The sequence below is a fragment of the Actinomycetes bacterium genome (genome assembly GCA_022599915.1).
In the GTDB taxonomy this organism is placed as follows: Bacteria; Actinomycetota; Actinomycetes; order S36-B12.
This window is the reverse complement of record JAHZLH010000016.1, coordinates 28,091-50,918: the sequence shown is the minus strand read 5'-3', so window position 1 is coordinate 50,918 and position 22,828 is coordinate 28,091. Positions and strand designations below refer to the sequence as shown.

The 22,828-nt window shown below is 60.6% G+C and carries 18 protein-coding genes; 13 read left to right on the top strand and 5 right to left on the bottom strand.

Features of this window, described 5'->3' with window-relative positions:
* Positions 1-22: 22 nt before the first annotated feature.
* The 3 genes from K0U62_02660 to K0U62_02650 are packed head-to-tail and all read right to left on the bottom strand — an operon-like array spanning position 23 to position 5,057.
* Positions 23-2,263: an alkaline phosphatase D family protein gene (locus K0U62_02660; protein MCH9800420.1), complete on the bottom strand. Its 2,241-nt coding sequence runs from the start codon at positions 2,261-2,263 to the stop codon at positions 23-25.
* A complete protein-coding gene (locus K0U62_02655; protein ID MCH9800419.1) occupies positions 2,260-4,716 on the bottom strand; it encodes a hypothetical protein in 2,457 nt (818 codons plus the stop codon). Before K0U62_02655 ends, K0U62_02660 begins: the two co-directional genes overlap by 4 nt.
* 8 nt (positions 4,717-4,724) lie before the next feature.
* Entirely contained in the window at positions 4,725-5,057 is a 333-nt protein-coding gene (locus tag K0U62_02650) for a hypothetical protein (GenBank protein ID MCH9800418.1), read from the bottom strand.
* A 191-nt stretch (positions 5,058-5,248) separates the two neighbouring features.
* On the opposite strand from K0U62_02650, the gene K0U62_02645 reads away from it, so the two are divergent.
* Entirely contained in the window at positions 5,249-6,751 is a 1,503-nt protein-coding gene (locus K0U62_02645) for a sugar porter family MFS transporter (protein ID MCH9800417.1), read from the top strand.
* A 40-nt stretch (positions 6,752-6,791) separates the two neighbouring features.
* Here the strand turns inward: K0U62_02645 and K0U62_02640 are convergent, their stop codons facing one another.
* Complete coding sequence (locus K0U62_02640) at positions 6,792-7,706, bottom strand: DUF2236 domain-containing protein (GenBank protein MCH9800416.1); 915 nt, start codon at positions 7,704-7,706, stop codon at positions 6,792-6,794.
* Positions 7,707-7,854: 148 nt separating this feature from the next.
* Positions 7,855-9,759 carry a hypothetical protein gene (locus K0U62_02635; GenBank protein MCH9800415.1) on the bottom strand — a complete coding sequence of 635 codons (1,905 nt, stop codon included), beginning with the start codon at positions 9,757-9,759 and terminating at the stop codon, positions 7,855-7,857.
* Positions 9,760-10,127: 368 nt separating this feature from the next.
* Here K0U62_02635 and K0U62_02630 point away from each other — a divergent pair, with 368 nt between their 5' ends.
* The 12 genes from K0U62_02630 to K0U62_02575 all read left to right on the top strand — a co-directional run bounded on the left by K0U62_02630 (position 10,128) and on the right by K0U62_02575 (position 22,707).
* Positions 10,128-11,648 (top strand): proteasome accessory factor PafA2, encoded by a 1,521-nt coding sequence (locus K0U62_02630; GenBank protein MCH9800414.1) that lies wholly within the window; start codon positions 10,128-10,130, stop codon positions 11,646-11,648.
* 55 nt (positions 11,649-11,703) lie between these two features.
* On the top strand, positions 11,704-13,278 hold the full coding sequence (locus tag K0U62_02625; GenBank protein ID MCH9800413.1) for an MFS transporter: 1,575 nt from the start codon (positions 11,704-11,706) through the stop codon (positions 13,276-13,278).
* Positions 13,279-13,424: 146 nt separating this feature from the next.
* Positions 13,425-13,634 carry a ubiquitin-like protein Pup gene (locus K0U62_02620; protein ID MCH9800412.1) on the top strand — a complete coding sequence of 70 codons (210 nt, stop codon included), beginning with the start codon at positions 13,425-13,427 and terminating at the stop codon, positions 13,632-13,634.
* Positions 13,634-14,467, top strand: a complete 834-nt coding sequence (prcB, locus tag K0U62_02615) for a proteasome subunit beta (protein MCH9800411.1) — start codon at positions 13,634-13,636, stop codon at positions 14,465-14,467. The genes K0U62_02620 and prcB overlap by 1 nt, the downstream gene beginning before the upstream one ends.
* On the top strand, positions 14,467-15,159 hold the full coding sequence (gene prcA, locus K0U62_02610; protein ID MCH9800410.1) for a proteasome subunit alpha: 693 nt from the start codon (positions 14,467-14,469) through the stop codon (positions 15,157-15,159). The genes prcB and prcA overlap by 1 nt, the downstream gene beginning before the upstream one ends.
* A gap of 6 nt (positions 15,160-15,165) precedes the next feature.
* Positions 15,166-16,530 carry a Pup--protein ligase gene (gene pafA / locus K0U62_02605; protein ID MCH9800409.1) on the top strand — a complete coding sequence of 455 codons (1,365 nt, stop codon included), beginning with the start codon at positions 15,166-15,168 and terminating at the stop codon, positions 16,528-16,530.
* 54 nt (positions 16,531-16,584) lie between these two features.
* The gene (locus K0U62_02600) at positions 16,585-17,115 is read left to right on the top strand and encodes an FKBP-type peptidyl-prolyl cis-trans isomerase (GenBank protein ID MCH9800408.1); all 531 of its coding nucleotides are present in this window, start codon (positions 16,585-16,587) and stop codon (positions 17,113-17,115) included.
* A 261-nt stretch (positions 17,116-17,376) separates the two neighbouring features.
* Positions 17,377-17,712 (top strand): hypothetical protein, encoded by a 336-nt coding sequence (locus K0U62_02595; GenBank protein MCH9800407.1) that lies wholly within the window; start codon positions 17,377-17,379, stop codon positions 17,710-17,712.
* Between the two features lie 120 nt (positions 17,713-17,832).
* Positions 17,833-18,126, top strand: coding sequence for a Sec-independent protein translocase subunit TatA (gene tatA / locus K0U62_02590; protein MCH9800406.1), 294 nt, complete (start codon positions 17,833-17,835; stop codon positions 18,124-18,126).
* A gap of 9 nt (positions 18,127-18,135) precedes the next feature.
* Positions 18,136-19,017, top strand: coding sequence for a twin-arginine translocase subunit TatC (gene tatC, locus K0U62_02585; GenBank protein ID MCH9800405.1), 882 nt, complete (start codon positions 18,136-18,138; stop codon positions 19,015-19,017).
* A gap of 42 nt (positions 19,018-19,059) precedes the next feature.
* On the top strand, positions 19,060-19,962 hold the full coding sequence (locus K0U62_02580; GenBank protein ID MCH9800404.1) for a YegS/Rv2252/BmrU family lipid kinase: 903 nt from the start codon (positions 19,060-19,062) through the stop codon (positions 19,960-19,962).
* Positions 19,963-19,971: 9 nt separating this feature from the next.
* Positions 19,972-22,707 carry a DEAD/DEAH box helicase gene (locus K0U62_02575; GenBank protein MCH9800403.1) on the top strand — a complete coding sequence of 912 codons (2,736 nt, stop codon included), beginning with the start codon at positions 19,972-19,974 and terminating at the stop codon, positions 22,705-22,707.
* Positions 22,708-22,828: the final 121 nt, after the last annotated feature.

Genomic DNA, 22,828 nt, shown 5'->3' with positions numbered 1-22,828 from the left:
GGACGCGGCACCCCAACTAGAACTAGGGAGTGGCCCGCAGGTCGAACGTTTGGCTCACGAGAACTTGATCCTGCCAGGTATGGCCGGAAAGAGTGACGGCGATTTCATCGCCACCGTCGTCAACGACGTCCACCAGCCCGTACTGACCGGCACCTGGGTAACTGCCACCGGAGTACGGACCGCCTTTGTAGCCGCCGATTCGGTCCAGCGCAGCTGCGTGCAGGACCGGGAAGCCACCAGCCTGTGCCGTCGAATAGTCGCTGTTGCTGCCGTCGTCGAGCGCCACCATATGAGCGTCGCCACTTAACATGACCAGTCGATCGTTGAGGCCTAGGTCGGCGATAGTATTGGCGATCCGCTGGCGCTGGTTGGTATAACCACCCCAACCGTCGCCGCCCTCCTGCGGCGGGTCGATCCACGGGTCAGGATTGACCCAGACAACCACACCGTCAATGTCGGCAGCTGCGGTAAGTTCTGCCGTCAACCACTGCTCCTGTTCTGGTCCCAACATGTATTTATTCGGGGTATCCGATTCATCCTGAGGCGTTCTTGTGGCGCGATTGTCGGTCAGCAACACCCGCACTCGACCAGCAGTGAACGCCTGATAAATCGCTCTTGGATTCGCAATCGCCGATAGCGGGTAGTGCGGCACGAACTCGCGGTAGACGGTTTCAGCAGCAGTTGCCGACCGCGACAACTGGTTGGCGTCATTCCCGGAATAGTCGTGGTCATCCCAGACATACGCCGTTGAGGTTGACCGATACAGCGCACTTTGCGAAGTGCTGGACAGGGTGCGGTTCAGTGCATCCCGAAACAACCACGGCTCATCACCATCAATGTTGGCGTAGTGCAAATCGCCGGCGTTGATGTACACCAGGGGCTGCTCGGCCGCGATGCTGTCAAAGACCGCTCCGTTGGAACCGGTGCGTGCGCACGCCGCCACTGCCATCGTGAAGTCACTCGGCCCCTTGGGAAACGTTCGCAGTTCACCAGTACGGAACAAATCCAACGAACCATTCACTTCGGCGGCGTAGTAGTACCGGGTGTCGGGACGCAGGTCAGCGAACCGCGCCCGAACGATCTGCTGATCCGCCAGTGCTAGCACCCGACCGTCGCGATACTGGGGATCGGTGAGATCTGGGCGCTGGCTAATGGCGATACGTACTGATGAGTCAGGTGGTACCGACGTCACCACGGATGTGGTGTTATCAGTTGTTCCGCCGGCCCAGATCCACTGCACGGGTGAATCCGGCAAGGGTGCTGCCACTGTCTCCGGGTGCTGTGGCCCCAAGTAGTAGTCCGCAATAGCGGTTGACCCGCCCCAAACGAAGGTGATGGTGATTGCGGTGACCACGGCTACCCCGCCGACCTTGAACACCCCATGATCGCGCTGCCAGGCCAACCAATGCAGGAACGCCGGTGCACCAAAGGCGATTAGGATTCCGACCGTCACTTCAGGCGGGTACTGCACGCTTGCCAGCAATGCGAGCAGCGACGCAGCCACTGCCATCATGACCGCCCCACCGGATTCCCACCGCCAAGCAACCAGCGCTCCCAACGTGAAGAGGATCAGCATTCCGATCTGTAAGCCGATGGCCAACTCACTGGCGACGCTGGTGCCACCTTCGGCCTGGGGAATACGCTCGTTGAAGGCCAACCAACTGAACACGGTCAATACGATCAGACTCCAGATAACGGCGAGTCCGCGCACGACAGCAGCGATGCGATCGGTGATGTGGTGATGTCCGAGTAGTCGGAGTCGGATTCGCTGTTCCTGTGGTTGCGGTCGAACCCCAGATGGCCGCGCTCCTAGCGGGGTGCTGGCCAGCAGTGGCCACAGCCAACTGGGCGGGCGACCGTACCGCCAGGCGGTGAGGAGGAGCAGCGCCCCGAGACCGATGAACAGCAAAGCGAAACATTGCAGCACTACCGCTAGCCACGCGATGTTCTCCGACCACCAAGTCGCTCCAAGGAAATTCGCCCACGCCCCAATAGACAGATAGATACCCAATGTCAGGCTGCCCACCGCTACCAGTAAGTACAGCCAGCGGCTGCGTAACCCGGTGGGCTGACCTTGCGCGGCACCAGATCCCTGTTGCGCGGCTCGCGCCGCGGTGGTGCCGTAGATGGCAGGGCGGCGACCGTAGTTGCGCTGCGAGAGATGTCGTCGCAATGAATCCTGCAACATCATCAGCAAGGTGAACACCAGCCCGGCCCCCAACACGATCGGGACCACGACGGCTTGTTGTGGTTCGTACGTCATCGCCAACGCACTTCCCCGGAGTCGCCGTCGACCTCGGCGATCACGTCATTGTCCCCATTACGGGACTGTGCTGCGGCCACTGCACCGGTGGCATTGAGCACGGCCGGGATTCCTAGTTCCCGGGCCACAATGGCGGCGTGCGAAAGCGGACCGCCGCGTTCCACGATGATGGCACCCGCCTTGAGGAATATTGGTGACCAGGACGCGTCGGTGTTGGTGGTGACCAAGACATCACCCGTAGCGATCCCTTCATGTGGGTCGCTTCTGACTGCTACCCGGCCGCGGTACTGCCCCGGCGACGCACCCCAACCACGAATGACACCGTCGACGTCGGTCAGCTCAGTCACTAGATGTGTCGCAGGATCGTCAGCGAAGGACACCGGCAACGGGTCCTCCTGTTGCCACTGTTGAACAGTCACTGCCCGGCGTTGCAGCACTGCTGCCGTAGGGAAGGCCGCCGGTTCCTCGGCCGCATTGCGCAGTTCCGTGGCCGTCAGGAGCAGCACGTCAGCGGCATTAGCGAGCACACCAACAGTTGATAGTTGTTCCCCGATAGCTAGGTGCTGGCGATACAGTTCACCACCGAGAGCCAGCACCGCCGCTTTGGTGTGTTCTCGGCGCTGGAGCCATTCGCCGGCATCTAGCACCAATCGCCGCAGCAGCAAGAACCGCGGGTCCACCGGAGTGGGAAATAGTGATTTCCGCCAGGTGGGGCTGGCCTCGATCTCGCTGAGTAGCACGTCCCAGTCAACCTCACGTTGATGGACTTGTTCGGCACGGTTGGCTCCCGCGGTACTAGTCGCGGCTGCTCGCACGGCCTGCCACATGGCTTGTGGGTCGTCTGACCAGGTGGCACCGCCTGGTTGGGACAGCGAGCCGGCCCGCCGACTTGCTGCCGCGAACGCAGCCACCCAGATTTGTCCAGCACTAGTGGCAAGCAACTGCGCCTCAGCGGCGTCCCACTCGACGTCACCTACCAACAGGGCACGCGGCTCAGTGGGGAAGGTGTCCGCTAACTCGGCCCAGATAGTGGTTCCGCTGCCGCTGGTGAGTCGCTGTGCCCAGCGCAGCGATGCTACGTCCCCGAGGTAGGGCGACAGCCACTGTTGAACCCGACCGAACTCGGCGACCGCGACGGTGGCGGTCGCGACCTCCGCATTCATTGCACGCTGGAAGAGATCAAACATGCGGTGGCGCTGCGCCAAGAGCCCGGTCAGCGAGCCATCTGGCGAGGCGTCATCCCTGGCCGGTAGCACTCGATCAGTTGCCACCAGCATGATTTCTGCTTGCCGCGCCGCACGGGACCGAACGCGGGTCCAGCGCAGTTGCTGCCGACGAGAGGATTCCGATGCTCCGGTTGCGGGGGACTTCCCGGAGATTCGGTCGAGCCAGTGTTTGTTGACCGCAGCTCGGCCGCGGAACTGCCGCAACACCGGTACCTCGTCAGCTACAAGTTCGGGTGTTGGCGACAGTTGGGCAGCTAACGACCGAAACGCTTCCGCGAGAGTCATAGCCGTGGTGTCCCACAACAGCGGTGGCAGCACACCCGGCAACATTTCCTCGATGCCGGCGGTGGTCCACGTGACTGTCAGCCGGCTGGGGCGGGCGTTACTTTTGGTCGAGTCGATGGTGGTGATGGGGCGTGCCTGCAACAGGAACAATTGTTGGCCATCCCATGCCCATTCGATGTCTTGCGGTACTCCGAAAGTCCGCTCAACGCTGAGTGCCAACTCAGCAACCCGCGAGGTGAGTGCAGACCCAGAGCGCTCGGCGAGGTCTGACCGCGGGAGCAGTTCCACCGTTGGGGTGGCGCGTCCGGACACGAGCTTCTCACCTAGTCCGGTGACTGTTTCCACTCGAACGTATTCGGCATCGCTCGGATCTACGGTGAACGCCACACCCGCGCGCTGGGCCGGAATCATCGGCATAATCACCACGGCCATGGCAGCTGCTGTGTCGGCGACGCCGTGGAAGGCCCGGTAGGCGCGTGGTGCTTCGTGCCACAGCGATGCCCATACTTGGCGCACCGCCTGCGGCAGTTCGGCCGGCGTGACGTTAAGCAGTGAGTCGTATTGGCCGGCAAAGGACAATGCTCCGGTGTCTTCGGCGGTGGCCGAAGAACGCACTGCGAGTCGCTGGCCGGCAAATTGGTTGGTGAGGAGTTGCAGTGCAGCCTCGACTGCCGGTGGCAGCGCGACCGCCGCAAACGCCTGGTCGACTGCCGGGTTAGTGGGGGGCTGCTCGGTTGCTGAGGTGAGTCGGGATACCAACGCCGCAATCTCAGGAGTTGCCGCAGTGAGTCGATAGGCGTCGGTTGTCACCACAGCTACGTCGGGAACCGGCTGATCAGCAGCGATTAGCCGATCCAGCCAAGCACCTTTTCCACCAATGTCGGCGACTGGGAGCGACTGGCCGGTCAATGTGACGACCAGGGGCGACTCACCAACACCCATCACGACTCCTATGGCTTCCGTTGCGGGTCCTGAGCAGAGGTTTGGTCGGGACTCTCGCCCAACTGCAGCCGGTAGTTCGCAACTGCGCGGTCTGCTAAGTCATGGGCTGGTTCCCCGGTCATGCGACCGCGGTTACGCAGCCAGCGCGCCAAGTCCGGTCGCAGCCGTATCGCCCGGCGCTCCCGCATCGCCCTGACAAACACCACCAGAGTCAGCAACAAAACAATCACAAACAGCAACAGCAGATCCGGCTCGCCAATCACCCAGGCATCAACCGCGCCAAAGAGCACGATCACCGCCACGATCGCGAGCAGGGTCCGATCCAGTCCTTGTCCTCCCACACATCCATTCTCAACCCACTACCCGCTGTAATGGAAATTTCGCAGTGTAATTCCGCGAATAGTGGCCGAAATGAGTTCTTCCGGTAAATACAGCCCCAGAAGATCGAATAGACGCGACTCAGCGTGTTGAAACCGCTACTTTCCAATCATTGGCGGATGCGCCTGGGTAGCCGCTGATCAAGGAGGACGTCATGGCTCACGGACCTGCAGGAGGCGGCGACGAACCGGTCGTGGCTGCCCCACCAGCGAAAGTGCACACCGGTCGAGTCGTCTACATTGCGGCGATCGCCGCGCTCGGTGGCTTCCTCTTCGGATACGACAGTTCCGTTATCAACGGTGCCAACAAAGCGGTCTATTACCAGTTCCAGGTCATCAACGAGGGCATGCAGGGCTTTGCGGTAGCGATCGCGCTGATTGGTTCCGCGATCGGTGCCTTTGTCGGTGGTCGACTCACCGACAAGTACGGTCGCAAGAAGATCATGGTCACCGCTGCGATCTTGTTCCTCGTCGCAGGCATCGGGCAGGCAATTCCCTTTGCCCTGGCCGACTTCATGTTTTGGCGGATTCTCGGCGGCTTCGCGATCGGTTTGGCGGCAGTGGTGTCGCCAATGTATATCTCCGAAGTGGCGCCAGCCCATCTTCGCGGACGGCTATCTTCGCTGTTCCAGCTGGCCATCGTGTCGGGCATCTTCGCCACTCAGTTGGTAAATCAGGTCATTATCAACGTGGTCCCTGAAGCGCCGCCGGAAGCGGCCCCGGGCACCGATCCCAAGGTGCCACCGGTCGCGGCAAATAATGAACTCGCACTCGGGCTGGAAGCCTGGCAGTGGATGTTCCTCTGCATGATCGTGCCAGCCGTGATCTTCTGGGTTCTGTCACTGACGTTGCCGGAGTCACCGCGCTATTTGGTGGCCAAAGATCGTTCCGAGGAGGCCAAGGAGGTACTGGAGCAGATCTACGTGGAAGATGTCACCGATCGAGTGCAGTCCATCGAGGACTCCCTGGCCGGTGAACACAAGATGTCGCTATCCGACATCAAGGGCTCCTCGTTCGGTCTGCTGCCGATCGTTTGGATCGGCATCATCTTGGCGGTGTTGCAGCAGTTTGTTGGTATTAATGCGGTCTTCTACTACTCGAACCTGATTTGGACCTCCGTAGGTTTCGCAGAAACGGAAGCCTTCTTCACTTCCACGATTATTTCGATAGTCAACGTCATCTTCACGCTGGTGGCAATCGCCCTGATTGACCGAGTAGGTCGCAGACCACTGCTTTTGGTGGGCTCGGCCGGCATGTTCGTCACGCTGAGCATTCTCACCTTCGTATTCACCAGTGCGCCGACGGGTAGCGATGGCGATCCGGTGCTGGAAGGCAGTGCCGGGCCCATCGCGGTGATCATGTTGAACCTGTATGTGGCCTTCTTCGCCGCCACCTGGGGTCCGATTGTTTGGGTCTTGTTGGGCGAGATGTTCCCCAACAAGATTCGCGCAGCCGCGATGTCCGTCGGCGTGATGGCCAACTGGATCGCGAACTTCATCGTGTCGGAGTCGTTCCCTGGGCTCGTCAGTATTTCGCTGGGGCTGGCCTACGGTCTCTTTACCGTCGGCGCCTTCATCTCGTTCTTCTACGTTTTGCGATACGTAAAGGAGACCAAGGGCCTCAGTTTGGAACAGATGTCCGAAGACAAGGTCGCGTAACCAGCGAAGCGAACGGCGCCTAGGTGTGGGCTGCTGCTGGCTATTCTTCCTCGGCTAGGTGCGTCATTACGCGGTTCGCTTGCGGGCATTCCCGGGGAATCCCGCCAGACAACCACTCTGGGGCCATTCGGTTGGCGGCCGGTAACGTCAGGAGCTCGGTACGACCGAACTGGGGTGGGCCCTGCGGAAAGGCGATGGGCTGCAGAAACTCGGGTGCTGAGTAGTAGGCGATCGTTACGACCTCACGAGTTACGACACCGGAGACGAGATGCTTGTCGAGCAATCGCTTGCCTTTGTCAGATAACTCGTCGGACGCCTTGCTGGTGAACTGGTCCAGGATTGTTTCCAGGCTTTGATGCTCGGCGTTTGCGATCAAGTTGTGCTGGATCTGATCAGCCCACCACTGCTGTGCGGCGATCGGGTCGTCAGGTAGATACCCCTGTGGAATGCCGACGGCGGCCATCATCCCGGCTCGTTCTGGCCAGTAGGCTTCGAAGTGGTCCTGCACATGCGCCGCGATGCTCTTGGTGCGTGCGGGGTGGGTCAACACTCGTAGAGCAGCGGTAGTGCGAAAACCAGTCATGAGGGCAACCGCCAGCAAGTCGGTGTCAGTTGCAGCGACTGGGGTGCCATCATCCATGGTGGCGGTGGCATGGGCATGAAGTCGCCAGAGTCGTTCCGCCGCTGACACCGCAGTAGCAGTCTCGCCGAACTCGACCTCGTCGAGGATTTCCATGGTTTGTTCAGTGCGTTTCAGTGGGTCAACGCCAGCAATGGTGCGTTTCGCCAGCACGCGGGCAATTCCGGCATGAAAGGAGTTGACGTAGGCGCCAGCAAGTACCGCGAACGAATGGGTACGGTTCTGGGCTTGCGCGAATTCGCCGTGCGGCTCGAGTAAACCATTCACCGCGTCGAGGTGAGCAACGAATGAATCCTTGGTGGGAAGCGAAACCATGAATAGAACCTAACTGCCTGCCAGTCGTTACCTCAACCGCACGATCGCAATGCCACTCAGCGTCTTCACCATGGCGACGCGCACTTGACAGACATGACAGCGCCCCCACACCCCGTTGCGGGGCGGGGGGCGCTATCGCTACCGAGGACTAGCCGTTGGCGGGCAGGGTGGGAACTGCCGCGCGAGGCTTGAGCCGCACCGAGGTGGCCTTGCTAGTGCCGGCGTCGTTCGCGGTCCGGACTTGCACCTTCACTGTCGCATCGTTGTGGGTTGCGCCAGTCAGCGACTTGCGTACCTTCTTGACGTCAAGGAAGTCCAGTCGGACCTTCTTGGCCTGCGAGTCCACTGCGATTGACCGCCAGCCGGCCCAGTCCTTGGCGCGGGTCGTGTCTGCACCCAGCACCTTGAACCGCCACTGAATCTTGGTTGGCCGAGCATCTGCATCGCCAGGTAGTCGCAACTTCAACCGCATCGCCTTAACGCCACCGTTTCCGGTCGCCAGCGTCTTCTTCAGCTTGGCCAACGCCCTACTCACCTTCTGCGGGGCGGCAGGGGGCAACATCGCGGTACCCGGCTGTGGCTGGGTCACCGGTGCGGGATCGCTACCAGTCGCCGGAGCCGGAGCGGGATCGTTGCCCGGTACCGGTGCAGGGTCGTTGCCCGGTGCGGGGGCCGGTGCGGGGTTGTTACCCGGTGGCTGCAAACCAGTGATGGTTGCAACAGTTTGGATGCGGTGGCTGCCCCAGGGGCCGAACTGCCAGGTGTAGGCCATGGCGGTGCCATCGCCGCTCACAGCCGGGTACTGGTAGATAGCCGCGCCGCTGGAGTCATTGTTGTCGGACAGCTGCTTGGAGGCCCAATCACTGCCACCGTTGATGGTGGTGGCAGCGTGAAGATTGAACACGCTGTTGGTGTCTCGTTCCCGCCAAGCACTGGTCATCACCGTGCCGTCATCACTCATCGCAAGCTTCGGACCACTGGCATTGGTGCCTACCGACAACGCCACGTCCTCGGTCCAGCTGCTGCCACCATCGGAGGTAAAGGATTGCCGGGTGACCCAGTTACCGGCGGGGTTGTCGGCCCACCCGTACAACCGGTGGCTACCGTCCTTGTCCAACAACACCCGCGGCCAGCCATACGCGGTCCGCCCGGAAGACAGCACCTTGTTCGTCCAAGACGATCCGGCGTCACTGGTCACCGCGGTCTGCACGCTCGTGCCAGCAACCCAGAAATATGCCAACGTGCTGCCGTCGCCACTCACACCGAGGTGGGGCATGTTGCTGCCGGTGGTGCCATCACCTTCGGCTGAAATATCCTTCGTGGTCCAGTTGGTACCGCCGTCGAAACTGTAGTAGCCCTGGGTGGTGGTGTTGTCTGATTTCCAGCCCAACGCAATCGTTTGACCATCATCACTGACCACAACGTTGACGTCCTGCTCGATCGCGACACCAGGAGTCGACGGCGTAATCGTGCTACCCCAGGTCTGACCACCATCAGTGCTGTAGACGAACTGCGCATTGTCCTTACTGCTCAGTGTGGCGTACCAGGCATAGACGATGGTTTGCCCATCACCACTCACCGCAACCTGCGGCGCCCACGCCCGACCGCTGGCACCATCACTCAGCGTCTGCTCAGCCGACCAGGTGCTACCACCATCCGTGGACAGCGACGCATACGTTCCCGGCCACCGCCGATACACCACAGCCATCGTTTGACCGTCATCACTCATCCCCAACACGCCAGCCTCACTGGTCGTGCTACCCGAGGTCACATCATGATCGTTATACGTGGACCCGCCATCGGTGGAAAACACCACCCGCTGCCTACTTACATCCGAAGCCCTGAACGTGTAAGCGCGAACCTGACCATCCGAACTCATCGCCACCATCGGATACTGCCCAAAACCACCATCCGGAAGATCCGACACCGAACCCCATGTCATATCCGCTCGTGCGGAGTTCGGAGCAGCGAGGAGTACCCCCGCAGTCAGAACCGCAGACACTACCACCGCCAAAACGAATCGAGCCGACCCAGATATTTCCCGTATAGACACGACGCCACCTCTCAAGTTCAGGATTAACTAATGAAATTTGGCGCCAGTGCGCCAAACGGGTCCAGCCAAATTAGGCAATCTTGAGGTAACCAATCGAATTCGTGGGTGAGACCGGTCGCTCGTTTGCTTTTCAATAGATATATGGGGGATCTTTCGTTACCCGCACACGGGCCTCTCAGAGGCTTGGACCCGCAACTCTTCGAACTCACCCGGTGACGAGATGACTGCGCCCCTGCCGCTGCGGGCAGGAGGTTACCGCCACTGCGAGGTAGCCGTTCATGAGTCAGAGGTGCCGCCGAACGAGCGTGGAGTTATTTGGTCTGGGCTCGAACGATGTACTCGGGCCGATCCGACGTTAGGCTCTGACCATGTCAGTGCACCGGATCATGGGTATCGAAACCGAATACGGGATTTCCGTGCCCGGTCGGCCGCATGTAAACGCGATGATGGCCTCCAGCCAGGTCGTCAACGCCTACGCGGTCGAGGTGTTAGGAGATCGCCAGTCGCGCGCCCGCTGGGACTACGACGAAGAAAGTCCGCTACGTGACGCCCGCGGCTTCGACCAATCACGTGCCGAGGCTGATCCCTCGCAGTTGACTGATGAGGATCTCGGGCTAGCGAATGTGATCCTCACTAACGGTGCGCGGCTCTACGTAGATCACGCTCATCCCGAGTACTCCACCCCGGAAGTAACCTCGCCGCGTGATGCCGTGTTGTGGGATAAGGCAGGGGAGCGAGTGATGGCGAGAGCCGCGTCACTTGCCTCCGCTTTGCCTGGTGGCTTTCCGCTGCAGTTGTATAAGAACAACACCGACAACAAGGGAGCGTCGTACGGAACGCACGAAAACTATCTGTTGGGCCGCGAAACCCCGTTCAGCGATATCGTCACTGCATTGACTCCGTTCTTCGTTTCTCGGCAGGTCATCGCTGGCTCTGGGCGAATCGGTATCGGTCAGGACGGGAACCGGGCCGCTTTCCAACTCAGCCAGCGTGCGGACTTCTTCGAGGTCGAGGTGGGATTAGAAACCACCATTAAACGTCCCATCATCAACACCCGCGATGAGCCGCACGCCGATCCGGAAAAGTATCGCAGGCTGCACGTGATCATTGGTGACGCCAACCTGTCCGAGATCGCGACCTACCTCAAGATGGGTACGACCGCGCTCGTACTCTCAGCGTTAGAAGCCGGAGTAGTGGCATCAGGGCTGTTCCCGGAACACCCAGTCGCAGCACTTCACGCGGTCTCTCACGACCCAGAGCTCAACTACCGCATTGCACTGCGCGATGGCCGCAAACTCACTGCAGTCCAATTGCAGTGGGAGTTCCTGGAACAAGCAGACAAGCACGTCAACGAGACCATGGGACTGTCGGCCGATGAGCAAACCCGCGACGTGCTGCGCCGGTGGTCTGAGGTACTCACCGCCTTAGAGTCTGACCCGATGTCGCTGGCAGATCAGTTGGACTGGGTCGCCAAGAAGAAGTTGCTAGACGGCTACCGGCGCCGGGATTCCCTCGATTGGGATGCCGCCCGACTCGCACTAGTGGATCTGCAATACAGCGACGTAAACCCGGTCAAGGGGTTGGCACAACGGTTGCAGGAACGGGGTGCGCTACAGCGCATCACCACCGATGCTGAGGTCGCCGCCGCCGTAGTCTCCCCACCGGACGACACGCGCGCTTGGTTCCGGGGTGAGTGTATCCGGCGCTACGGCGACGACATCGTGGCCGCGTCTTGGGACTCGGTCATCTTTGACCTGCCAGAGCGCGCGGCGTTGCAGCGAGTCCCCACCCTCGACCCATTCCGCGGCACACGCGCCCACGTAGGTGAGTTGCTGGACCGCACTGCCACCGGCACGGAACTGGTGCAGGCGCTGACTGCCAACGAGTAGCCGACGCAGCGAAGAAAGCTGTGCCTTCGCCTCACCAAGTCCGTAACCTCGGCCTATGTCCGGTACCAAGACCAAACTGACCGGCGCGCAGCGACAACTCGTCGTCGGCGTGGCCGCGATCATGGCATGTGCAGTGATCGCCAGTGCGACCTACAACTTCGTTATTGACCCGCTCACCACGGACTTGAACGCCACAGACGATCAAACTTCGCTGCTAAGGCAACTTCCCAGCATCGGCGCGTTGCTAGTCATTTTCCTCGCAGGAGTCTGGGGCTCTCGGTTGGGCGCCAAACGGGTGATCTCCATCAGTGCCGCCGTTATGACGCTGGGGTACGTCCTGGTGATGATCGCGCCCGGGATGCCAGTGGTCTCACTGGGAATGCTGTTGGGCAGCATCGGAAAGCAGGGCATCGCAGTGGTGGCGGTCAGCCTCATTGCGGCGCGTCTCACCAGCAAAGACGAGCGGGCCACCGGCTTCGCCATGCTGGGCCTAGCGATCCCGGTGGTGTACCTGGTCGCGCCAATCGTGGCGAGTCTGCTGATTGACAACACCTCCTGGCGGGTCGTAGTGGGCATGTGGACGCTGCTCGCTTTTTGCGCACTGCTGGCGGCCCGGCGGATGTTGCCCCCTGACGAAGAACAGTCGGCTGCCGGCGAAATGTGGACCCCGGCGCTGGCCGGTCTGGTGCTCGCCGGACTGGTGCAGTTCGTCAGCAGTATCAGCTACGAAGGTCTGACTGCTCCCAAAACTATCGTGTGGTTGGTCGCTGCACTCGTGGCGCTAGTTGCGCTATGGCAACTCATGGTTCGGTTGGCATCGCCCACGCTGGATCTATCAGTTTTCAGACACGGCGGCTTCAAACTCTTGCTGATCGTGGTTGCGCTACTGCCGTTCTCCAACCTCTGGTACTACTTCGCCGTCGGCGCGCAGAACGTATACGGGTATAGCGCCACGCAAGCTGCCCTGTTGATGGTTCCCAGCCAGGTGGCCGGCATCGCTGGCGCCTGGTTTGCCAAGAGCCTGCTGCAGCGACTCGGGGTGCGGATAGCCGGGACTGTCATGCTGTCGGGGGTCACCCTCGCGCTCTTCCTCACGGTGGGGCAAACCGTCGACATCAGCATCATCTACCCAGTTTTGGTGCTCTGTTTATTCTCGCTGGCTTTCACCGGCGGCGGCGTCGTAATGACCAACGCCATCATGAACCGCGCCCCGGCTGGTAAAGAGGGCAGTGCTTCGGCTATTCGCGGTGCCGCCGGCGCCGTGGGCGTCGCGGTGGGGGTAGTACTGACTGCCACCATCGCATTCGGCGCTGCCGAACGCACCGTTGAGAATCTGGTGTCCGAGCAAGGTGGCGATTGGGAACAGGCCGTAGCCATCATTGATGAGATTCGTGACGGTACCAGTAGTGAGGAGATCGCCGCACAAAACGCCGTCTCAGTGGATCTGGTATCCGAATATGACGCGGAACTCCGGGAAGGTCTCGTCGCTGGTTATCGCGCACAAGGGCTGCTTGGCGGCTGCGTCGGCCTGGTCGCAACCCTGATCTTCCTGTTCAACCGGCGTGGTCTTCGCCCAGTCACACAAGACGAGGGCGCGGATTCTGAACCACCCGCGCAACGTCGAAGTTAAACCGTAACGAGACCAATCACGGCCACCGCTGGCCGAACCGGAATAACCCGGCGATACTAGCCAGACTGCGACTGAAACCAGATTTGGGCACCCGCAGGGGGCATTGGGGTACTAGGGTCCATAACAGCAGATGAAAAGGAGTCACCGTGGCTACGCAGGACAGACGCCAGCACAGCTCCAAATCGAGCAGTGAGGAGTCCGAAGAGACCCCACCCCCCGAACCCAGTCCAGAGGCTGCCGAGCGCAAAGAGGCGATTGACGCCGAGGTGGATGAAATCCTCGATGAGATCGATGACCTGCTAGAAGAAAATGCCGAGGAGTTCGTTCGCGGTTTCGTGCAGAAGGGCGGTCAGTAGTGACCGAATCGTTCGGGTTGTCGCCAGCCTTCCTGGATCGCGGCACCTCATCATTCGCGGAATTCGTCAGCCGGACTTACCCGCAACTACTACCAGATCGGGATGCGAAAGCCGACGCCGATCTAGCCCCGCACGGCACCACCATCGTGGCAGTGAAGTACGCCGGGGGAGTCGTTCTTGCGGGAGATCGCCGGGCAACCATGGGCAACGTGATCGCGCAACGGGATATCGACAAGATCTTCAGCGCTGATGACCACACCGCTGTCGGTATCGCCGGCAGTGCCGGGATTGCCGTCGAACTAGTGCGGCTGTACCAGGTGGAGTTAGAACATTACGAAAAAATTGAAGGTACGCAGCTGTCCACCGAAGGCAAGGCCAATCGTCTCGGCACCTTGTTACGAGGAAATCTGGGTTTAGCAATGCAAGGTCTAGCGGCAGTGCCGTTGCTTGCCGGCTACGACAACAAGGCCGCGACTGGCCGGATCTTCTCCTACGATGTCACCGGTGGTCGTTACGAGGAGCATGATTTCTATTCGATCGGGTCCGGTTCTTACTTCGCTCGCGGTTCGCTGAAGAAACTGCAGTCTCCGGATCAATCGGAAGACACTGCGGTACTCGTGGTCTTGGAAGCGCTCTACGATGCAGCCGACGATGACTCCGCAACCGGTGGCCCGGATGTGAGTCGACGGATTTTCCCCACCATTGCAGTGGTCAATGATGCGGGTTTCCGTCGCGTGGCCGAGGACCAGATTGCCGAGGCTACGAACCTAATGCTGGCTCAGCGCAACCGGCGACCCGACGGCCCGCTGGCTTCGATGGGCGGTGATGCCTGATGTCGATGCCGTTCTACGTCTCACCTGAACAGGTGATGAAGGATAAGGCTGACTTTGCCCGTAAGGGCATCGCCCGCGGTCGCAGCGTGGTGGCAGTCGAATACGGCGACGGGATCCTGTTCGTCGCGGAGAATCCATCGCGGGCGCTGCACAAGATTTCGGAAATCTATGACCGGATCGCATTCGCTGCGGTGGGCAAATACAACGAGTTCGAAAGTTTGCGGGTGGCCGGGATCCGGCTAGCCGATATGCGCGGATTCTCCTATGACCGTACTGATGTAACGGCGCGGGCGCTGGCCAACGCCTACGCCACCACCTTGGGCACTATCTTCACTGAAACCCAGAAGCCTTATGAGGTGGAAATCGTAGTGGCAGAAGTCGGCAATAGCCCGGCTGATGACCAGCTGTACCGGCTGCGTTTCGACGGATCGGTGGCTGATGAACGTCACTTTGTCGCGATGGGCGGGTCCAGCGAAGAGATCAGCGCCCATCTGGGTGAGCATTGGTCAGCAGATATGGATCTAGCTGCTGCCCTGCAGGTTTGCCTGCGAAGTCTGTCGGAAACCGGTCACGAGGATCGAGTGCTGCAGCCCGACCATCTCGAGGCTGCCGTGTTGGATCGGAATCGACCACGTCGTCGGTTCCGGCGACTCGAAAGCGATGAAATAGCGGAACTGCTGGGGGAGGCTTAGCGAGACATGGACCGGCGGATTTACGGCATCGAGACCGAATACGGGGTCACCTGCACCTTTCAAGGGCAGCGACGGTTAAGCCCCGATGAGGTCGCTCGCTATCTTTTCCGTCGAGTCGTGTCCTGGGGTCGCTCGAGCAACGTCTTCTTGCGCAATGGCGCACGACTGTATTTGGATGTGGGCAGTCATCCCGAGTACGCCACCGCGGAATGTGATGACATCACGCAGTTGGTAGCGCAAGATCGTGCGGGGGAACGCATTCTGGAAGGCTTATTGGTCGACGCCGAACGGCGCCTCCGCGAAGAGGGCATAGCCGGCGAAATCTATCTGTTCAAGAACAACACTGACTCGGCCGGTAACTCCTACGGCTGCCACGAGAACTACCTGGTGGCGCGAGTGGGGGAGTTCGGTCGGTTAGCAGACGCGCTGCTGCCGTTCCTCATCTCCCGGCAAATCATTGTTGGGGCAGGAAAGGTACTGCAAACTCCTCGGGGCGCGGTGTATTGCGTGAGCCAACGCGCTGAACATGTCTGGGAGGGCGTCTCTAGCGCCACCACTCGATCCCGGCCAATCATCAATACCCGGGACGAGCCACACGCCGATGCGGAGCGGTTCCGCCGACTGCACGTCATCGTGGGGGACTCCAATATGTCCGAGACCACCACCATGCTCAAAGTGGGCAGTGCGGATTTGGTGCTGCGGATGCTGGAGGACGGCGGCACGGTTCGCGACATGACATTGGAAAACCCAATTAGGGCAATCCGAGAAATCAGCCACGACCTCACCGGCAAGACCACAGTACGGCTGGCGAATGGTCGCGAAGTGAGTGCACTCGACATCCAGCACGAATACTTCGACCGGGTGGATGCCTTCGCGCAGCGGACCGGCCTCGATCAAGTGCCGATCTACGCCCGGGTTCTCGACCTATGGCGGCGCACCCTGGAGGCGGTGGAGACACAAAACCACGATCTGGTGCGTGGTGAGATCGACTGGATGATCAAGTGGGAACTGATCGAGCGCTATATGGCCAAGCATTCACTGTCATTGTCCAGCCCACAGGTTGCGTTGATGGACCTTGCCTACCATGACATCTCTCGCGAACGCGGGCTGTACTACCTGCTGGCTCGAAAAGACAAAGTCGAACGGGTGGTCTCAGACCTCGATGTTTTTGAGGCTAAAACTGTGCCACCGCAAACCACTCGTGCAAAGTTGCGCGGCGACTTCATTCGCCGCGCTCAGGAACGGCGCCGAGATCACACCGTGGATTGGGTACACCTGAAACTCAACGATCAGGCACAGCGGACCGTGCTATGTAAGGATCCGTTCCGCAACACCGACGAGCGGGTCGAGCGGCTGATCGAGAGCATGTGACACATCCGCGCGGCGCTGTCAGTGCATTCATAGCCGGGTAGTACAGTGACCGGCATGCGTCTAACTCGTCTACTTTTGCCACTTGCCGCAGCCGCTCTGGTAATCAGCGGGTGTGCTGATTCTGAGACCGCAACCGTTGGTGATCCGAACGAAACCTGCAGTTTCGACACTACCGAACAGGGTGTGACCACGACAGCAACCGGCGACGACGGACCCGTGACACTAGTGGTAGGCAAAGACGCTCCGGTACCCACCGAACTTGAGGTCTTTGATCTGTGCGAGGGCGCAGGTGAAGAAGCTACCCAACAGGACACCGTCACAGTGGACTACATCGGTGTTGGTTACAAGAGTCGAGAAGAATTCGATTCCTCCTACTCCCGTGGCGAACCGGCCACCTTCCCGCTCAATCAGGTCATCCCCGGCTGGACCCAGGGTGTTGCCGGGATGAAGCCAGGCGGTGCCCGTCTGCTGCTGATTCCCGCAGACTTGGCTTATGGCCCCGCGGGCGCGCCGCCTAGTATTCAGCCCGATGAGGCGTTGGCCTTCGTCGTGGAGTTGGACAGCATCCAGCCGCCACCGTCCTAGCCCGCGCTTCGCTGGAAACACAGCGCAACCACTTAACTACCCCCTGTGGCGGTAAACCAGTTGTCACGACGGTTCCCGAAGATGTCTAAGCGTGGCCCACTACGGATTCCGTAGTCACGGATTTCGTAGTGTCCGGAATGGGTGGCTGTGTCCGGCTAGATGCAACGATCGGGCGAAGTGCACCCCGTTCAGGCTGCAAACCTGATTCGGTCAGGGGATGCTTCCGGTAAGTGATAACCGACCCCGCCGGAGGTGGTGGCCATGACAACGATCAAAGCCACTTGCCCCACCTGCGGTGACATTGACCTCAAACCTCGTGAAATCCATGTCGTCGTCGCCCCGGCGGCCGGCTGGGCCACCTACCAGTTCATTTGTCCCTCCTGTGAAGACGAAGTCACTAAGTCAGCCGATGACGAAGTCGTGAGTCTCCTCCGAGGCGCGGGAGTCACCGTCGAGCGGGTGCATGTGCCCGCGGAGGCGCTGGAAATGCACTTTGGTGCCGCTATCTCTCACGATGATCTGATCGACTTCGGCCTCACTTTGCGGAACACCGACAACTTAGTGCAGGTCTTGGCTCGGGAGACGGCTGGCCACTAACGGCGGCAACCTACCCCTCCACTAGCCTTCCCATCGCGAGATTCCGCGATAGTCTTAGGCCAACAACCCGCTGTGGCTGGTTCGGCAGGGACGGCAACCGCGGTCCCGAATGGAGGACAGATGCGTTTCCCGCAGGGAGCCGAATGGCTCATCATTCTGGTACTCATTCTGCTGCTGTTCGGCGCCAAGCGGTTACCCGATGCCGCACGCGGTCTCGGACGTTCGTTGCGGATCCTCAAGGCTGAAACCAAAGGCATGCACGAGGAAGACGAAAACGGCGATAGTCAAGTGACTGCTGCCACTAACGAGCAGTTGCCGCCATCGCCACCGCAGGCCAACCCCGCAACTGGTGAGCAGCAGCAGCCCCAAGCCGCGGATGCCCCAGCACCGGACTCCAGTAAGTCGCAGCCCTAACCCTCGGACGTGACTGACTCCAAAAGATCGCGCGGCGGTGCGATGCCGCTGTCTGGTCATCTGCGCGAACTACGAAATCGACTCTTCAAAAGCGCACTAACGATTGCCGTTGGCGCGGTGATTGCATGGATCTACTATGACGCGATTTTTCGGCTAATTTCCCAGCCATTCCTGGATGTGGTCATCGAAGCACAGGAAGCTGGCCGAAACGTCCAACTGACTCTCACCGGGGTGGCCGATCCGTTCGTATTGCAACTGAAGGTGGCAGGAGTTGCTGGGGTGGTGTTGGCTTCTCCGATTTGGCTGTATCAACTGTGGCGGTTTGTGACCCCCGGACTGCACAAACACGAGCGGCGCTGGTCCATCATCGTGGTCGCGATTGCAACGCCACTGTTCTGCGCTGGCGCGCTGTTGGCTTACGTATTCATGCCGAACGCACTGGACTTCCTGCTGGGGTTCACCCCGGAAAGCGTCAGCAACTTCGTCGATGTCTCGCGCTACGTCAGCTTCTTCCTGCGCACGGTCATCGTGTTCGGGATCGGCTTCCTGCTGCCCCTGTTCGCTTTATTGTTGAACTTGGCTGGCGTGCTACCTGCCAGCACCATGATCAATGCGTGGCGGTGGATCATCGTCGGTATCTTCCTGTTCGCGGCCGTTGCCACCCCCGATGGCAACCCGATCACCATGACCATGTTGGCGCTACCGATCATGCTGTTGTTGACGGTAGTGATGGGGATCGCGTGGCTACATGATCGGCGAGCTGGCAAGAAGGCTGCCGAGGAATCAGTACCCGACGACGAGATTCGTCCCATCGATGAGACGACGCCAGTTGATGCACCCACCGCCATCGACGGCACCGACTCGGTGGACTCGCCAACCTCCGCCGACTAGCCGCTCAACCGGCTGAAGGTCACGGCGGGCTAGTCTGCCTGCATGACCAAGAAGATCGCCGTGTTGATCAATCCCACCAGCGGCAAGGGCCGAGGTGGCCGAGAAGCCATCGAACTCGCCCTGCAGCTGCGTAGCCACGGCATTGATTCCAACTTCCTCGTCGGAACTACAGCGGACGAAGCCCTAGAACTAACTCGGCGGGCGGTAGCCGACGGCGTGGATGCAGTCATCGCCGCTGGCGGCGACGGCACCGTCAACCTGGCGTTGCAGGCAATCGTAGGCACCGGCACACCGCTGGCGATCGCCCCGCTGGGTACCGGTAACGACAATGCTGCGGCCCTCGGCATTCCCAAGGGCGATCTCGCGAGTGTGGCTGATGCTGTGGCCGAACAGCGGGTACGCACTATCGATGCAGGTCACGTCACCACCGCTGACGGTAGTCAGCGCTGGTTTATGGGGGTGCTGTCGAGTGGCTTCGACAGTTGCGTCAACGAAACCGCCAACAAAATGACCTGGCCTAAAGGTGAAGCCCGCTACTTTCTGGGCATTGTGAAAGAACTGCGCACCTTCAAACCACTGCCGTATCGGGTGACGATTGACGGCAAGGAAATCAACGAGGCCGGAATGTTGGTAGCGGTAGGTAACGGCATTTCCTACGGGGGCGGTATGAAGGTCTGTGAGGGCGCGAAACTCGATGACGGCCTATTCACCGTGACCTGGCTGCATGATGTGAAAAAGATCGACTTCTTGCGGGTTTTCCCTCGGGTCTATAAAGGTACCCACATCACCCACCCCTCTGTCACGCAATACACCGGCCGCACCATCACGTTGGATGCCCCGGATCAGATTGTGTACGCCGACGGTGAGCGAATCGGGCCACTTCCCGCTGAAGTGACCATGCACCCTGGCGTGCTCAAGGTGATCGTGCCACCCGATAGCCCGTAGGCTGTCCACATGGTTAGCCCCGCGGAGCGATTCGCGGCCGCGAAAAAGCGTGCCAGCAACCCAGTACTCAACGAGTTTCTGCGCTACTACTCGTTTCCGCTAGATCCCTTTCAACTCGCGGCTTGCGCTGCCCTGCAACAAGACCGCGGCGTACTCGTTGCGGCACCAACCGGAGCCGGTAAAACCGTGGTGGGGGAGTTCGCGGTCCATCTGGCGTTGGAAGCCGGTAAGTCCTGCTTCTACACCACCCCCATCAAGGCGCTTTCTAACCAGAAGTACAACGATCTCGCCGATCGCTACGGCCATGACCGGGTCGGCCTATTAACCGGGGACAACTCGATCAACTCCGATGCTCCGATAGTGGTAATGACCACCGAAGTGCTACGCAACATGATCTATGCCCGCAGCCGCTCATTGCTGGATCTAGCGCATGTGGTGATGGACGAAGTGCATTACCTCGCGGATCGCTCCCGGGGTGCCGTGTGGGAGGAGGTGCTCATCAATCTGCCGGACAGTGTGGTGGTCACCGCACTGTCGGCCACGGTCAGTAACGCCGAAGAGTTCGGTCATTGGCTGGGGCTAGTCCGGGGCAGCACTGACGTGATCGTAGAGGAATATCGGCCAGTGCCACTGTGGCAGCAAGTACTCGCGGGCCAGCACTTGCACGATCTGTTCGTGGACGCCGACCAGGCGAAGGTGAATCCGGAACTGTTGCACAAGGCGGCGGAGGAGGCAAAGTTTGAGCGTTCCTCGCGCGGTTCCCATCGTGCCAAAGGCCGACACGGTCGCGGACGACCAGGTGGTCGGGGCAACGACCGGGTGTCTCGCCCAGGGGCGGTACGTCGCCTCGACCAGGGCGGACTGCTGCCAGCCATCTACTTCATCTTCAGCCGAGCCGGCTGCGACGCCGCAGTAGAGCAGTGCCTGCGTGCCGGGGTGCAACTCACCGACGACGATGAGCGCGACGCAATCCGCGACTACGCCGAATGGGCCTGTGGCCGAGTAGATCCAGCAGACCTATCTGCGTTGAACTACGAGTCGTGGCTCTACGCGCTAGAACGCGGCATCGCCGCCCACCACGCCGGCCTGGTACCCGTGTTCAAGGAAGTAGTCGAGGCACTGTTCCAACGGGGACTGGTCAAATGTGTGTTCGCCACCGAGACCTTGGCACTCGGCATCAATATGCCGGCTCGCTCCGTCGTACTGGAGCGATTGGTGAAGTGGAACGGGGAAGCGCACGTTGATCTGACACCGGGGGAGTACACCCAACTCACCGGTCGAGCGGGACGACGCGGCATCGATGTGGAAGGTCACGCGGTCGTGGCCTGGCACCGTGGCCTAGATCCGCGCATGCTCGCGGGTCTAGCGAGTACCCGCACCTATCCATTACGTTCCAGTTTCCGACCCTCCTACAACATGGCGGTCAACCTGGTGGCCACCACCGGCCGCGACCGCGCCGGCGCCTTGTTGGAAAGTTCGTTTGCGCAATACCAATCGGATTCCGCCGTAGTGGACATCGCAGCAGAAGCGCGCCGCAATGAGGAGGCGATGGCGGGCTATCAGGAAGCCATGGAGTGCCACCTGGGGGAGTTTTCCGAATACGCAGCTCTCCGCGATCAACTCAAAGCTCTAGAACGAGATGGCGACCGCCAGAACCGGGCCCGTCGTCGGCAACAGACTGAAGCGTCATTGCGGGAATTGCGTCGCGGTGAGATTGTCCGGGTGGCACGAGGGCGGCGCTCCGGACCAGTAGTCATCGTGGAAACTGCTTCTGCGGATGCCGAAACCGATCCTCGGGTGGTGGCAGTCGACCTAGATCGGCGCACTCGACGACTGGGGCTGGGTGACTTCCCGCAAGGCGTGGCGGTGTTGGGCCGGGTGCGGGTCCCCAAATCGTTCAACTCCCGATCGGCCAACAGCCGCAGTCAGGTGGCGCAGTCACTGCGGGAGGTAGCCCGAGACTTGCCAGATAAACGCGCCGAAGCCAGCGGTGGCGACGACGAACTCGGAGCGCAGATCGACGATCTACGTCGGCAACTGCGCCAGCATCCCTGCCACGGCTGTGACGATCGGGAACGTCATGCCCGCTGGGGGGAGCGCTACCACAAGCTACGCCGACGAACCGAGAAACTGCAGCAGCGCATCGACTCCCGCACCAACACCATCGCGCGGCAGTTCGACCGAATCTGCGGCTTGCTGACTGGTCTGGGGTATCTCGACGATTCCGGTCAGCAAGTTACCGACTCGGGTCGGATGCTGGCCCGGATCTACGGTGACACCGATCTCGTGGTCGCGGAATCCCTACGGCAAGAGTCGTGGGTCGGCATGAAGCCAGAAACGTTGGCCTGCCTGTGCGCTGCGCTGGTGTATGAATCGCGTGGCCGGGATGACGGCAGTAAGCCGCGACTCCCCGGCGGTGAAGCGGGCGAAGCGCTGGACCGGTTAGTCGATACCTGGGAGCGGCTGGCAGCGCTGGAAAGTGACCACAAATTGCAGACACTGCCCGCAGCCGATCTCGGATTGTGTTGGCCGATGTTTCGTTGGGCTCGCGGACATGCGCTGGATAGCATCCTGTGGGAGTCGGACCTCACTGCTGGTGATTTTGTGCGCTGGTCTAAACAAGTAATCGATCTGTTAGGTCAGATCATGCAGGCACAACCCGGTAGCGCCGTCGCCGATGCCGCAAAGACCGCCGCTGGTTTGGTAGATCGAGGAGTGGTCGCCTACTCCGGCGTGCGGGAATAGCAACCGGCCCAGTGACCCCGAAATCGGACCGGTGGCTGGTTGCGCGAGTACGCTCGAGATCCGTCTTTCGGCCCTGCTGATGATTGCCCCAAAATCGCGCGATTACTCGCTAGAGTGAGGG